Annotated in this window: 12 protein-coding genes; 5 read left to right on the forward strand and 7 right to left on the reverse strand. The window is 72.5% G+C overall.

Annotated elements, in window-relative coordinates; genetic code table 11:
* Positions 1 to 163 precede the first annotated feature (163 nt).
* On the forward strand, positions 164 to 976 hold the full coding sequence (locus SCA03_RS03370; protein WP_170298026.1) for a CPBP family intramembrane glutamic endopeptidase: 813 nt from the start codon (positions 164 to 166) through the stop codon (positions 974 to 976).
* Positions 977 to 1,163: 187 nt separating this feature from the next.
* Here the strand turns inward: SCA03_RS03370 and SCA03_RS03375 are convergent, their stop codons facing one another.
* Positions 1,164 to 2,294, reverse strand: a complete 1,131-nt coding sequence (locus SCA03_RS03375; RefSeq protein WP_051845882.1) for a YihY/virulence factor BrkB family protein — start codon at positions 2,292 to 2,294, stop codon at positions 1,164 to 1,166.
* A gap of 172 nt (positions 2,295 to 2,466) precedes the next feature.
* Here SCA03_RS03375 and SCA03_RS03380 point away from each other — a divergent pair, with 172 nt between their 5' ends.
* The 4 genes from SCA03_RS03380 to SCA03_RS03395 all read left to right on the forward strand — a co-directional run bounded on the left by SCA03_RS03380 (position 2,467) and on the right by SCA03_RS03395 (position 5,970).
* Positions 2,467 to 3,162, forward strand: coding sequence for a PadR family transcriptional regulator (locus SCA03_RS03380; RefSeq protein ID WP_086814791.1), 696 nt, complete (start codon positions 2,467 to 2,469; stop codon positions 3,160 to 3,162).
* A 291-nt stretch (positions 3,163 to 3,453) separates the two neighbouring features.
* Positions 3,454 to 3,981: a Clp protease N-terminal domain-containing protein gene (locus tag SCA03_RS03385; RefSeq protein ID WP_030884373.1), complete on the forward strand. Its 528-nt coding sequence runs from the start codon at positions 3,454 to 3,456 to the stop codon at positions 3,979 to 3,981.
* A gap of 352 nt (positions 3,982 to 4,333) precedes the next feature.
* Complete coding sequence (locus SCA03_RS03390) at positions 4,334 to 5,107, forward strand: IclR family transcriptional regulator (protein ID WP_086814790.1); 774 nt, start codon at positions 4,334 to 4,336, stop codon at positions 5,105 to 5,107.
* On the forward strand, positions 5,104 to 5,970 hold the full coding sequence (locus SCA03_RS03395) for an SMP-30/gluconolactonase/LRE family protein (RefSeq protein ID WP_086814789.1): 867 nt from the start codon (positions 5,104 to 5,106) through the stop codon (positions 5,968 to 5,970). The genes SCA03_RS03390 and SCA03_RS03395 overlap by 4 nt, the downstream gene beginning before the upstream one ends.
* A 79-nt stretch (positions 5,971 to 6,049) precedes the next feature.
* Here SCA03_RS03395 and mmsB read toward each other — a convergent pair whose 3' ends face one another.
* The 6 genes from mmsB to SCA03_RS03425 form a co-directional block, all read right to left on the reverse strand.
* Positions 6,050 to 7,282 carry a multiple monosaccharide ABC transporter permease gene (gene mmsB, locus SCA03_RS03400; RefSeq protein ID WP_030884382.1) on the reverse strand — a complete coding sequence of 411 codons (1,233 nt, stop codon included), beginning with the start codon at positions 7,280 to 7,282 and terminating at the stop codon, positions 6,050 to 6,052.
* A 25-nt stretch (positions 7,283 to 7,307) separates the two neighbouring features.
* A complete protein-coding gene (gene mmsA, locus SCA03_RS03405) occupies positions 7,308 to 8,867 on the reverse strand; it encodes a multiple monosaccharide ABC transporter ATP-binding protein (RefSeq protein ID WP_030884387.1) in 1,560 nt (519 codons plus the stop codon).
* A complete protein-coding gene (gene chvE, locus SCA03_RS03410) occupies positions 8,864 to 10,024 on the reverse strand; it encodes a multiple monosaccharide ABC transporter substrate-binding protein (RefSeq protein WP_086814788.1) in 1,161 nt (386 codons plus the stop codon). Before chvE ends, mmsA begins: the two co-directional genes overlap by 4 nt.
* Before the next feature lie 2 nt (positions 10,025 to 10,026).
* Complete coding sequence (locus SCA03_RS03415) at positions 10,027 to 10,998, reverse strand: hypothetical protein (RefSeq protein WP_030884394.1); 972 nt, start codon at positions 10,996 to 10,998, stop codon at positions 10,027 to 10,029.
* A gap of 72 nt (positions 10,999 to 11,070) precedes the next feature.
* On the reverse strand, positions 11,071 to 12,054 hold the full coding sequence (locus SCA03_RS03420; RefSeq protein ID WP_051857075.1) for a zinc-dependent alcohol dehydrogenase: 984 nt from the start codon (positions 12,052 to 12,054) through the stop codon (positions 11,071 to 11,073).
* 119 nt (positions 12,055 to 12,173) lie between these two features.
* Positions 12,174 to 13,337: a mandelate racemase/muconate lactonizing enzyme family protein gene (locus SCA03_RS03425; RefSeq protein ID WP_030884401.1), complete on the reverse strand. Its 1,164-nt coding sequence runs from the start codon at positions 13,335 to 13,337 to the stop codon at positions 12,174 to 12,176.
* Positions 13,338 to 13,474 lie beyond the last annotated feature (137 nt).

Genomic DNA, 13,474 nt, shown 5'->3' on the forward strand with positions numbered 1-13,474 from the left:
TCGCGCGGTCCTCGTACTGGTTTTCGGCGACCCTAGCGTGACGGCGGAGGCGATGAGGCCGGATTGCTGAACTGGAGCCGGCGCCGCGGCGTGGGGCCGGGCGGCCGGGGCGGCCCGAGGGGAGAGCAGGAAGTGGCAACGACGTTCGCGACCGGAGGTCCCCTTGCGCGCACAGGCGCCTGACAACATTCCGCCCTCCCCGGCCCCGCCCGGCGAGGTGCCGCGCCCGGCTGTTCTCCGTACCGAGCTGCTGCTCGTGCTGGCGCTGTCGCTGGGAGCCAGCGCCGTCTCGTCGGTCATCAGTTTCGTCGGGGCTCTGACGCGGCCCGGCGGGCTCTCGGACCAGGCGGCTCAGCTCAACTCCTCGCAGGCGCCCGGGCGTCCGTGGCTGGACCTGGCCTGGCAGCTGTTCGGCATCGCGACGGCGCTGGTGCCGGTCGCGCTCGTCGCCCATCTGCTCACCCGGGAGGGCGCGGGCGGGCTGCGCCGGCTGGGGTTCGACCGGCGGCGGCCGGGCTTCGACCTGGGCCTGGGCGCCGCGGTGGCCGCCGCCATCGGAGCCTGCGGCATCGGGCTGTATCTCGCCGCGCAGGCGAGCGGGTTCAACCTCACCGTGGAGCCGGAGTCGCTGCCGGAGGTGTGGTGGAAGTACCCGGTGCTGGTCCTCTCCGCCGTGCAGAACGCGGTGCTGGAAGAGGTGATCGTCGTCGGCTATGTGCTGCGGCGGCTGCACCAGCTGGGGTGGGGGCCGTGGGGCGCGGTGGCCGCGAGCGCCGTGCTGCGCGGCTCCTACCACCTGTACCAGGGGATCGGCGGCTTCGTCGGGAACCTCGCGATGGGGCTCATCTTCGGCCTGCTGTACCGGCGTTGGGGCCGGGTGGGGCCGCTGGTGGTGGCGCACGCGCTGATCGACATCGTCGCGTTCATCGGCTACGCGCTGCTCGCGGGGAAGGTCGACTGGCTGCCCACGCCGTGACCCGGGCCGTGCGCCGCCGTGCTGCCCGACGCGCACCCGGCCGGTGCGGGCGGAGCCCCGAGGTCCGGTCGGCTCCCGCACCTGGAGCGCGTACTCGACGACGTCCCCTCGTGCGGGGGCGAGGAGCACGGCACCGGCCCGTGCGTGGACTGTCCGGCCGGCCGCGGACCCGTTCCGCGAGCGGGGTTCAGAGTTTGCGGGTGTCGCGGGGTTCCGCGTACGGCTCCTTGTCCGGTGGGTGGCCGTGCCGGATCGCGCGTGCGCGGTCCAGCTCCGCGTTGAGCGCCAGCCCGAGCAGCACGGCGATGTTGGAGATCCACAGCCACACCAGGAAGATGATGATCCCCGCGAAGCTGCCGTAGGTCTTGTTGTAGCTGCTGAAGTTGGCCACGTAGACCGCGAACAGGGCCGAGGCGACGAGCCAGATGACCACGGCGAGCAGGCTGCCGGGCGTCACCCAGCGGAAGCCGCGCCGGACGTTGGGCGCGGCCCAGTACAGCAGCGCCAGGATGAGGCTGAACAGCAGCACCATGACCGGCCACTTGGCGATGTTCCACACCAGTATCGCGGTGTCGCCGAGACCGATCAGCGAGCCCGTCCGCCGGGCCAGCGGTCCGGTGAAGACGACGCCGACGGCGATGCAGGCCAGCAGGACGACCACGACGACGGTGATGCCGAACCGGGTGGGCAGCGTCTTCCACACCGGGCGGCCCTCGCCGATGTCGTGGACGGCGTTGCCGGCCCGCATGAAGGCCGCGACGTAGCCGGAGGCCGACCACAGGGCGACCAGGATGCCGACGATCAGCCCGATGCTCGCCCGTCCGCCGCTGCTCTGGAGCTGATGGACCATCGTCTCCAGGATGTCGCGCGCCGCGCCGGGGGCGAGGCTGCCCACGTTCTTCAGCAGCGAGTCGGTGGTGGACCGGCCGAGGAGCCCGAGGATCGACAGCAGGGCGATCAGCGCCGGGAAGATCGAGAGCACTCCGTAGTACGTGAGCGCCGCCGCCCAGTCGCCGAGGTTGTCGTGCTTGTACTTCTTCCCGGTGCGCTTGAGCGCCTCGCGCCATGAGGTCTTCGGCAGCTGCGTCGGAGTCTTCGGCGGGCGCTCCTCGGACGCCGGCCGGTCCTTCGCCGTGTCCCGCGCGGGCTCGCTCTTCGCCGACTCCTTCGCCGATTCCTCGGCCGGTCCCTGTGCCGCCGGTTCCCGCGCCGCGGGCCCGTGCGCCGGTCGACGCGCCGGTTCTCCCTCCGCTGCTGCTCCCCCTGCCGGTCCCTCCGCCGGGGGGTGGCTCCCTTCGGGGCGCGGGCTCTCGGTCATGGTGACGGCCTTCCCGGTTGCCGGTTTTGTCCGGCTTCCGGGGTAACCACGTCCAGCGGGCGGAAACGCCGGGGCGGAGAAGGGGTGGGGGAGCGGGGCTTGTCGCTCGATAGCTTCCGATATATCGTTGAGGCATCGCGATGAGTCGACGATGCAATGAGAGGAGATCGCGATGCATCCCTACGCATACACACACGAGACGACGCCCCGCTTCCGCTGGGGCGGTCACGAAGGCCGCGGCGGCCCGGCGCGCGGCGGTCACGGCCGTGGGCCCGGCAGGGGGTTCGCCCCCGGGGCCGGTCCCGAGTACGGGCCCGGCAGGGGGCGCTCGCCCTTCGGCGGGCCCGGCCCGTTCGGCCCGCAGTTCGGCGCGGGTCCGCCCTTCGGCGGCCGGGGGCGCGGGCGCGGGGGGCCGCGCGGCCGGGCCCGCCGGGGCGATGTGCGGGCCTCGATCCTCGCCCTGCTCAAGGACGGTCCCATGCACGGCTACGAGATGATCCAGGAGATCGCCGAGCGCAGCGGCGGCGTCTGGAAGCCCAGCCCCGGCTCCGTCTACCCCACTCTCCAGCTCCTGGAGGACGAGGGGCTGATCACGAGCGAGTCCGAGGGCGGCAAGAAGCGGTTCTCGCTCACCGGGAGCGGGCGCACCGAGGCCGAGGCCGGTCCCGAGGCGCCCTGGGAGGACGCCGCCGGGCGCGGTGGTGCCGAGCGCGAGTCCGTGCAGGAGGCGCGGGCGGCGGCCGGCGGGCTGGCCGCGGCGTTCCAGCAGGTGTGGGCGGCCGGGACGGACGAGCAGCGGGAGAAGGCGCTCACGGTCGTCAACGACGCGCGCAAGAAGCTATATCTGATCCTGGCCGAGGAGGAGTGAGCCGTGCGGTGGCCGGCGGGGTCGGGCTGTCCGCCCCGGCCCCCTCTCTTCCCGTGCTCGACGGTGCCCTCCGCGCTCTCCACGCGCTCCGCGCCGCCCGTGTCGTACGGGGCCTCCGCGCCCTCCGTGCCGCCCGCCGCCGCTGTGTGCCGTGCCCGTTCCGGAGCAGAGTGGGCCCGTCTCTCCTTCTCAGGGAGGAGAGGTGGGACCTCTGTGCGCAACTCCTGGCGGATCGGCATATGCCACGGGGTGCGGATGAACCCGCGGCTGTGCATGTGATGTGGTGGTTGGGTGCACAGCTCTACACCGTCCAGCGAATCAGCCGGCGCCGCGGTCGAGGACCAGGTCAGCGATGCTCTCGCGACCATGGTCGCCACCGCGCGTCGCCGTGCGGCCCGCGACGGTGACCGGCAGATCGACACGGCGCATCTGCTGCACAGCATCCTGGAGGCGGACCGCGAGGTCTGGGAGCTGCTGGACGGGGGCAGCCCGCAGGTCGGCCGGCTGCTGGGGTATCTCGTGCAGCGCAGCATCGGCTACGGGCTGCGCTGGCAGAGCAGTGTCGAGGACTCCGGGGCCGTGCCCGCGCTGAGCGAGCAGCCCGAGGGGCTGCCCGGGTGGTCGCCGAGCGCCACCGCAGCGCTGGATCTCGGCGTCCGGCGCGCCGCCCGCCGGGGTGCCGAGCGGGCCGAGGGCATCGATCTGTTCGCGGGCATCGTCGCCGACGAGGAGTGCCGGGGTGCCGAGGTGCTGCACCGGGCCGGCGTGGACTGCGGCGCCCTCGCCGAGCGGCTGGGGGTGTCCGGCGGCTCGGTGTGAGCCGTACGACGCGGTGCCGGAGCGCCTTTGCCGTGTGACGCCGCGCCGAGTGCCTTCGCCGCGCGGGCCGGGCCCGTCCTGTGGCGGTGGGTGCCGTCGCCCGGGGTCCCGCGCCATGCCTGTCCGGGCCTGTCCGGGCCTGCCAGGGCCTGCCAGGACGGATGGATTCCGAGGTGCTGTCCGGATGTGCCGTCCCTGTGCTGTCGTCCCGTTCCCGGCGTTGCCCCCTGCGGGCGCCGCGCCTAGAGTGAACGTCCGGTATTCCGAGCAGAGTTCGGGATACCGAACTTCTGAGCGGAGACGCGGAGGCGCGTGGACGCGCGACGCGCAACCCCGAGAGAGGGAGGGGCGGATGGGGCGCCTCGTGCCGGCGGTCACCCGGGCACTGGACGTACTGGAACTGTTCCTCGACGGGCCCGACACCTGGTCGGCGCCGGAGATCACCCGCAGGCTCGGACTCCCGCGGACGACCGCGCACGAGCTGGTGACGACGCTCGTCGCACGCAACTACCTCACACCGCTGCCGGACCAGCCGGGTCGCTACCGGCTGGGCGTGCGCGCCTACCAGCTGGGCAGCCGGTACGCCGAGCAGCTCGATCTGGCGGCCGAGGGGCAGGACGTCGCCCGGCGGGTCGCCGCCGACTGCGAGGAGACGGTGCATGTGGCCCTGCTGGAGGGCACCGACGTGATCTACGTCGCCAAGGTCGACAGCACCCAGGCCGTCCGGATGGTGTCGGCGGCCGGACGCCGGCTTCCCGCGCACTGCACCGCCGTCGGCAAGATGCTGCTGGCCTGTCTGCCGGACGGGGTGCGGCAGGAGCGGATCCCGGCGGACGCCGAACTGACGGCGCTCACCGGGCAGTCCGTCACCGACCCGGCGGCGCTCCACCGCGAGCTGGCCGCGATCCGGGAGCGCGGGACGGCGGTCGAGGAACGCGAGTCCAACCCCGATGTCGCCTGTGTGGCGGCGCCGGTGCGGGACGCGCAGGACACCGTCGTCGCGGCACTCAGCATCTCCGTGCCCATGGTGCGCTGGAGCGAGGAGCGCCGGGCCGAGCTGTCCGGGCTGGCGCTGAGCGGCGCGGCGGAGCTGTCCCGCAGGCTCGGCAGCCGGAGGCAGCGGTGAGCGCCCCGGCGCGGCAGGGCCGGGTGCGGGTCGCGGTCGCCGCCCGGGCGGAACTCGGCGAGGGACCGGTGTGGGACGCCGCCCGCGAGCGGCTGGTGTGGGTGGACATCCTCGGCTCACGCGTCCACACCTACGCGCCGGACAGCGGGGTGCGCACGGTGCTGGCCACCGAGCAGCACGTCGGCGCCGCCCATCCGCGCGCCGCCGGCGGCCTCGTCGTCAACCTGCGGGACGGCGTGGGCCGTTACGACACCGAGGGGCGCTTCTCCTGGCTGCACCGCGCGCCCGTCCCCGGGCGGCGCGGCAACGACGCGGCGGTCGCACCGGACGGTGCGCTGTGGGCCGGCAGCATGCGCTACGACGAGGCCGCCGGCGGGGGCGAGCTGATCCGGGTCGGCGCGGACGGGTCGGTCGCCACCGTGCTGGACGACGTGGCCGTCAGCAACGGCACGGGCTGGAGCCCGGACGGCGGCCGGATGTACTACGTGGACACCCCCACACGCCGGATCGATGTGCTGACCTGCCGTGGTGCGCGGGTGCTCGACCGGCGGCCGCTGGCCGAGGTGGAGCCCGGCGCCGGCAGCCCCGACGGGCTGACCGTCGACGCGGAGGGCTGTGTGTGGGTCGCCCTGTGGGACGGCTTCGCACTGCGCCGCTACACCCCCGAGGGGCGGCTGGAGCGCACCGTGCCGCTGCCGGTGCCCCGGCCGACGTCCTGCGCGTTCGGCGGCCCGGGGCTGCGCGACCTCTACATCACGACCGCGCGTACCGGAACCGACCCCGATCGGTATCCGCTCGCCGGGTCGCTGCTCGTCCTGCCGGACGCGGGCCGCGGGCTGCCGCCCACCCCGTTCGCGGGCTGAGTCCGCGCGCCCTCGCGGGCCGGGACCGCGGCAGGTCGGGTCCCCGCGCGTCCGGCCGGACGCGCGGGGACACCGTGGGCTACGAGCCCGTCCTGCGTTTGTTCCACACGTCGAAGCCCACCGCCGCCAGCAGCACGAGCCCCTTGATGACCTGCTGGTAGTCGGTGCCGATGCCCACCAGCGACATCCCGTTGTTGAGCACGCCCAGCACCAGGCCGCCGATCACGGCGCCCATCACGGTGCCCACGCCGCCGCTCATCGAGGCGCCGCCGATGAACGAGGCCGCGATCGCCTCCAGTTCGAACATGGTGCCCGCGTTCGGCGTCGCCGCGTTCAGCCGTGCCGCGTAGACACAGCCCGCCAGCGCCGCGAGCAGGCCCATGTTGACGAAGACGAGGAACGTCACCCGCTGGTCCTTGACGCCGGACAGCTTGGCCGCCGCCTTGTTGCCGCCCAGCGCGTAGATGTGCCGCCCGATGACCGCGTTGCGCATCACGAAGCCCAGCCCGATCAGCAGCACGCACATCAGCAGCAGCACCACCGGCACGCCCCGGAAGCTCGCCAGGGTCAGGGTGAAGGCCACCAGCGCGGCCACGATCGCCACGCACTTGAGGAGCCACAGCCCGAGCGGCAGCACCTCCAGTTCGTAGGCGAGCTGGGCCCGCCGGTCGCGCCACTCCTTCCACAGCAGCGCGACGATCAGCAGCAGCCCGATGACCAGCGTCGGGTTGTGGTACTGGGTGTACGGGCCCATCTCGGGGAGGAAGCCCTGGGCGATGTTCTGGAAGCCCTTGGGGAACGGCGCGATCGACTGGCCCTCCAGCACGATCTGGGTCGCGCCGCGGAAGAGCAGCATCCCCGCCAGGGTCACGATGAACGAGGGGATGCCGATATAGGCGACCCAGAAGCCCTGCCAGGCGCCGGCCGCCGCGCCGATCAGCAGCGAGACGATCAGCGCGAGCACCCAGGGCACATCGTGTTTGACCATCATCACGGCCGAGAGGGCACCGACGAAGCCGACCAGGGAGCCGACGGACAGATCGATGTGCCCGGCGATGATGACCAGCATCATGCCCATGGCCAGGATGAGGATGTAGCCGTTCTGCTGGATCAGGTTGGAGACGTTGTTCGGCAGCAGCAGCGTGCCGTCGGTCCATATCTGGAACAGCACGACGATGAAGACCAGCGCGATCAGCATGCCGTACTGGCGCATGTTGGTGCGCAGGCTGTTCAGCAGCGCCGCGCCGGCGGACCGCCGTCCGGGGCCGCCGTCCGGGGGAGTGCCGGTGGGGGTGGTCGTGGTGGTGGTCATGTGGGACCTCAGCCTCTGTCCTGGGTCATGAGTCGTCGTCCTGGGTCATGCGGCGCATGAGCACCTCCTGGGTGGCCTCCGCGCGGGGCACCTCGCCGGTCAGCCGGCCGGCGGCCATCGTGTAGATCCGGTCGCACATCCCGAGCAGCTCGGGCAGTTCGGAGGAGATGAACAGCACCGCCTTGCCGCGCGCGGCCAGTTGGTCGATGACCGTGTAGATCTCGTACTTGGCCGAGACGTCGATGCCGCGCGTGGGCTCGTCGAGGATCAGCACCTCGGGGTCGGCGTGGATCCACTTGCTGAGGACGACCTTCTGCTGGTTGCCGCCGGACAGCCGCTGGACCTGCTCGAAGACCGTCGGTGCCTTGATGTTCATCGAGTCCCGGTAGCCCTCAGCGACCCGGCGCTCCTGGTGTTCGTCCACCACGCCGCGCCGGGTGAGCTTCGGCAGGGACGCCAGGGAGATGTTGCGGTTGATGGTGTCGATGAGGTTGAGGCCGTAGGTCTTGCGGTCCTCGGTGACATAGGCGAGGCCGTGCGCGACGGCCTCCGGCACCGTTCGGGCCCGCACCTCGCGGCCGTCGATGTGCAGCGTGCCGCGCTCGTACTGGCCGTAGGAGCGGCCGAAGACGCTCATCGCCAACTCGGTGCGCCCGGCGCCCATCAGCCCGGCGACGCCGACGATCTCGCCCCTGCGCACCTCCAGCGAGACGCCGTCGACGACCCTGCGCTGCGGGTCGACCGGGTGGCGCACCGTCCAGCCGGAGACCGACAGCGCGGTGCGTCCCGCGTCCTCGCCCTCGTAGCGGGAGCGTTCGGGGAAGCGGTGGTCGAGGTCGCGGCCGACCATGCCGCGGATGATCCGGTCCTCGGAGACGTCCGCGGGATCGCCTGGCGCCTCGCGCACCGTGAGCGTCTCGATGGTCCGGCCGTCCCGCAGGATCGTCACCCGGTCGGCGACCTTGCGGATCTCGTTCAGCTTGTGCGAGATGAGGATGCAGGCGATGCCCTGGTCGCGCAGCTCCAGGATGAGGTCGAGCAGCTTGTCGCTGTCCTCGTCGTTCAGCGCGGCCGTCGGCTCGTCCAGGATGAGCAGCCGCACCTCCTTCGACAGCGCCTTGGCGATCTCCACCAACTGCTGCTTGCCGACGCCGACATCGGCGATCCGGGTCTGCGGCTTGTCCGGCACACCGACCCGGCGCAGCAGTGCGGCGGCGCGGCGCAGGGTCGTGCTCCAGCCGATGATCCCGCGCCGGGCGTTCTCGTTGCCGAGGAAGATGTTCTCGGCCAGCGAGAGCTGCGGGATCAGCGCCAGCTCCTGGTGGATGATGACGATGCCCTGCTGCTCGCTGGCCCGGATGTCCCGGAACGCGGCCGGCTCGCCCCCGAAGAGGATCTCCCCGGAGTAACTGCCGTGCGGATGCACCCCGCTGAGCACCTTCATCAAGGTGGACTTGCCGGCGCCGTTCTCGCCGCACACGGCGTGCACCTCACCGGCGCGCACCGTCAGATCGACGCCGCTCAGCGCCGTGACCCCGGGGAAGGTCTTGGTGATCGACCGCATCTGGAGGACCGGGGCCGTCATGTGAGCTGCCCTGCCTTGTAGTAGCCGTCCTCGACGAGCCGCTGGACGTTGGACTTGTCGATGCTCACCGGGTCCAGCAGATAGGAGGGGACGACCTTCTTGCCGTTGTCGTAGGTCTTCGTGTCGTTGACCTCGGGCTTCTTCCCGGTGAGCACGGCGTCGCCCATCTGCACGGCCTGCCGGGCGAGTTTGCGGGTGTCCTTGTAGACGGTCTGCGTCTGGTTCCCGGCCAGGATCGACTTGACGGAGGCCAGCTCGGCGTCCTGCCCGGTCACCACGGGGTAGGGCTTGGCCTTGGTGCCGTAGCCGGCGCTCTTGAGCGCGGAGATGATGCCGATGGAGATCCCGTCGTACGGGGAGAGCACCGCGTCGACGTCCTCGGAGCCGTAGTTCTTGCTGATCAGGTCGTCCATCCGCTTCTGCGCCGTGCCTCCGTCCCAGCGCAGCGTGGTGGCCTGGTTCATCTTCGTCTGGTGCGAGCGGACGCGGAGCTGTCCGCTCTTGAAGTACGGGCGCAGCACCTTCATGGCGCCGTTCCAGAAGTACCGGGTGTTGTTGTCGTCCGGGGAGCCGGCGAACAGCTCGATGTCGAACGTCTCGTCCTTCTTCTCCTTGAGCCGCAGCTTGTCCACCAGGTACTGGCCCTGGAGGCGGCCGACCCGCTCGTTGTCGAAGGAGGCGTAGTAGTCGACGTTCTCGGTGCCGAGGATGAGCCGGTCGTAGGAGATGACGGGGATGCCGGCGTCCTTGGCCCGCCGGAGCACATCGGTGAGGGCCGAGCCGTCGATGGCGGCGATGACGAGCAGCCGGTGCCCCTTGGCGATCATGTTCTCCACCTGGGCGACCTGGTTCTCCACCTTGTCGTCGCCGAACTGGAGGTCGGCCTCGTAGCCCGCCTTCTCGAACTGCCGGGCCATGTTCTTGCCGTCGGCTATCCAGCGCTCGGAGGACTTGGTGGGCATCGCGAGGCCGACGGTGCCGCCCTTGCCCTTGTCCGGCCGGTACCGGCTGCCGCCCTTGGCCTCCTGGCCACAGGCGGCGAGCGAGACGACGAGCAGCGCGGCGGCGGTCAGCGCCGCGACGCCTCTGCGGCGGCGTCGGGGATCCGGCGTGCCGTACCGCCGGGGCCGCACGGGATCCGGTGTGCGGGTGTGCATGGTCAGCTCCTCTCGGGCAGGGGAAAGCGCTGGAGCGGGCCCGGGAGGCGGGAGCCGGGCGGAGACATGCCGCCGTCCGCGCCCAGCCGGGCGAGCAGATCGAGGGCGAGCCGGCCCCGGCGCACCCGCTCGCGCGCGGAGTCCAGGGCGAGGGCGCGCAGATGGGCGCCGTAGGGGTAGATCCCCGGGGCCTTGCTCAGGCCGAACTTCAGATACAGGGGCGCGCCGCGCCGGATCAGCTCGGCCGCTTCGTACATCCGCACATAGCCGCCGAGGTCGTCGGGCGCCTCCAGATAGAGGTCCATGGGCGCGCGGCTGAACCGGCGGATCTCCGTCAGGTGCTGGAGCGTCAGATCGGAGGGGATGTTGAGGGAGTCGGCGCCGAGCCGCTCGTGGATGCCGTAGGCGACGGGGTTCACGGGGCCGATGAGCGCGGAGACCTTGAGCGTGGTGTCGGCGGGCAGTTCGCCGGCGGCACGCAGCCGGTGCAGCAGCCACAGGACGCCCTCGTCGGCGACGAGGAGGCAGCGGACACCGAGCGCGGTGGCGCGCTGCGCGTCCTCGACGCATGCGGCGACGGCGTCGTGCCCGCGGGCGCGTGCCCCGCCCCCGCCGCTGTCGGTGCGGGTGGCGGCGCCGATGTCCCAGGTGCCGCGGGGCCCGGTGAACAGGCACAGCTCGATGTCGTGTGCCGCGCAGGCCGCCACCATCTCGCTGATCTCGGCGTCGGTCAGCATCCAGACGCCGCTGCCCTGACTGATCCGGTGGATGGGGACATCGAGCGCCCGGGCGGTCTCCAGCACGGTGGCGAGCGCCTCCGGGCCCTCGCAGGAGGGCACTTCGGTGCGCCAGGTGCCGCCGTCGGGAAAGGTGTACGGGGAGGCGTCGTCGGGATGTTCGGGCGGTGCGGCGAGGCCCAGCGCGGCCAGTGCGGAGGCGCCGGGCCGTCGGGGTCCTGCGGAGTGTGAAGTCACGGTTCTCCCGGGGGTGTTCGGTGTCACGGAGGCCGGGACGGCGACCGGGTGTGCGGTGGCCGGGGCCGGGTGTCAGGGCCGGAGCAGTACCTTGCCGACGGTCGGGTCGTCGCCGCCGAGCAGCGCCACCGCCTCGCCGAACCGCTCCAACGGCAGCTCGTGCGTGACGAGTCGGGCGGGGTCGAGGAGCCCGGCGGAGAACGCCTGCACGGCGTACGACCAGGCGGCGGAAGAGGCGCCGAAGACGGAGCGGACGGTGAGCTGGGCGACCGACAGCCGGACCGGGTCGATACCCGTCGCGCCGGCCTCGAACATGCCCGTCAGCACCACGCGCCCGCCCCGGCGGGCCAGCAGACAGGCGTCGTGCGCCGTGCTCGGCGCCCCGGCCGTCTCCAGGACCAGGTCGTAGGGGTGCGCGGCGTCCGTGCCCTGGTCGAGGCCGAGTTCGGCGGGGGTGCACGCGTCGGTCGCGCCCATCGTCAGCGCCGCCTCGGCCCGCGGGCGCCGCGGGTCGACGGCCAGCAGCCGCGCCGGCGACCAGGCCGCGAGCAGCTGCACGGCGAGCAGGCCCAGCGTGCCCGCGCCGAGGACGGCGATCCGCTCGCCGGGCCGGGGCGCGGCGGCCAGCACGGCGGCCGAGACGACGGCGGCCGGTTCCAGCAGCGCCGCCGCCCGCAGATCGGCGTCGTCGGGCAGCGGGTGCACCAGCCGGGCGGGCACCACCAGATGTTCGGCGAAGCCGCCGGGGCGGGTGAAGCCGGTCTCGTCGTACCCGGACAGGCACAGGCTCGTCGCGCCCTCCCGGCAGCGGGCACAGCGCAGACAGGCCCGGAAGCCCTCCGCCACCGCCTTGCGCCCGACGAGCCCCGGATCCACACCGGGGCCGACGGCCCGCACCGTGCCGGACCACTCGTGCCCCGGCGTGACGGGGTAGCGGACATACCCCTCGGCGCGGGTGCCCTCGTAGAGTTCGCGGTCGCTCGCGCAGATTCCCGCCGCGTGGACGGCGATCCGCAGCTCGCCGGGGCCCGGCAGCGGGGGAGGGGCGAGCGCGATCCGGTGCCGCCCGGGCCGTTCGACGACGAGCGAGCGCGCCGTCTCGGCGCCCGCGGCATCTGCTGCGCCTGCTGCCCGTCCGGTGTCCGCACCGCCCCCGCCGCCCGGGGTGCCCGTCGTCACCGGTCCTCCCGTCCGGCCGGTGTGCGCTTCTCCCAGCCCTCGGCCCACAGGTCGAACCGGGCCTGCTGCTGGGGGAACCGGGCCGCGGCCTCGGGGTCGAACTCGACGCCCAGCCCGGGCTCCTGCGGCAGCGCGAAGTACCCGTCGACGACCTCGGGCGCGCCCCGCACCACCTGTTTGATCTCGGCGTCGGCGAAGTCGTTGAAGTGCTCCAGGATCTTGAAGTTCGGGGTGCACGCGGCCAGTTGGAGCGTGGCGGCGGTCAGGACGGACCCGCCCACGTTGTGCGGGGCGACGAGCATGTAGTGGGTCTCCGCGGTCGCGGCCAGCTTGCGGGTCTCCGCGATGCCTCCGAGGTGGCCGACGTCGGGCTGGATGATGTCGGCGGCCTGCGACTCGAACAGCTCGCGGAACTCGATCCGGTCGTGGATCCGCTCCCCGGTGGCCACCGGCGCCTCCACCTGACCGGCGACCTTGGCGAGCGCCTTGAGGTTCTCCGGCGGCACCGGCTCCTCCAGCCACGCCGGCCGGAAGGGCGCCATCTCCCGTGCGAGCCGGACGGCCGTCGCCGGGCTGAAGCGGCCGTGCATCTCCAGCATGAGTTCGGCGTCCGGGCCGATGGCGTCCCGCACGGCCTCGATGAGGGCGACGGCGCGGCAGGTCTCGTCGTGGTCCAGCTCCAGACGGCCGGTGCCGAAGGGGTCGATCTTCAGCGCCCGGTAGCCCCGCTCGACCACCGCCCGCGCGGCCTCGTGGTACGCCTCGGGGGTGCGCTCGGTCGTGTACCAGCCGTTGGCGTACGCCTTGACCCGGTCGGTGACGCTGCCGCCGAGGAGCTGCCAGACCGGCACGCCCAGCGCCTTGCCCTTGATGTCCCAACAGGCCGTCTCCACACAGGCGATGCCGGACATCACGATCTCGCCGGCCCGCCCGTAGTCGCCGTACTTCATGCGCCGCACCAGGTCCTCGACGGCGAACGGGTCGGAGCCGGCGATGTGGTTGCGCTCCGCCTCGTGCAGATAGCCGAGGAGCGCGTCGGTGTGGCCGAGCATCCGGGTCTCGCCCACGCCGGTCAGGCCCTCGTCCGTGTGGACCTGGACGTAGGTGAGGTTGCGCCAGGGCGTGCCGACCACGTGCGTGCTGATGTGCGTGATGCGCATGACGAAGTGGACCCCTCATGTTCGGTATTTCGTAAGGCGTTCGAAATGCTGCCCAGCGAACCTAGGGGGGCCGCAGGGGCCCGTCAATGCGTCTGCGCGGCGGAAGTTGGAAGGCGGCGGCCCGGCCGGGGTGCGCG

This window comes from Streptomyces cacaoi, assembly GCF_006539165.1.
GTDB classification, from domain to species: domain Bacteria; phylum Actinomycetota; class Actinomycetes; order Streptomycetales; family Streptomycetaceae; genus Streptomyces; species Streptomyces cacaoi.

Coding starts and splice junctions, on each gene's coding strand:
- SCA03_RS03375 (WP_051845882.1), bottom strand. CDS start 2,294: ATGACCGAGAGCCCGCGCCCCGAAGGGAGCCACCCCCCGGCGGAGGGA.
- SCA03_RS03380 (WP_086814791.1), top strand. CDS start 2,467: ATGCATCCCTACGCATACACACACGAGACGACGCCCCGCTTCCGCTGG.
- SCA03_RS03390 (WP_086814790.1), top strand. CDS start 4,334: ATGGGGCGCCTCGTGCCGGCGGTCACCCGGGCACTGGACGTACTGGAA.
- mmsB (WP_030884382.1), bottom strand. CDS start 7,282: ATGACCACCACCACGACCACCCCCACCGGCACTCCCCCGGACGGCGGC.
- mmsA (WP_030884387.1), bottom strand. CDS start 8,867: ATGACGGCCCCGGTCCTCCAGATGCGGTCGATCACCAAGACCTTCCCC.
- chvE (WP_086814788.1), bottom strand. CDS start 10,024: ATGCACACCCGCACACCGGATCCCGTGCGGCCCCGGCGGTACGGCACG.
- SCA03_RS03425 (WP_030884401.1), bottom strand. CDS start 13,337: ATGCGCATCACGCACATCAGCACGCACGTGGTCGGCACGCCCTGGCGC.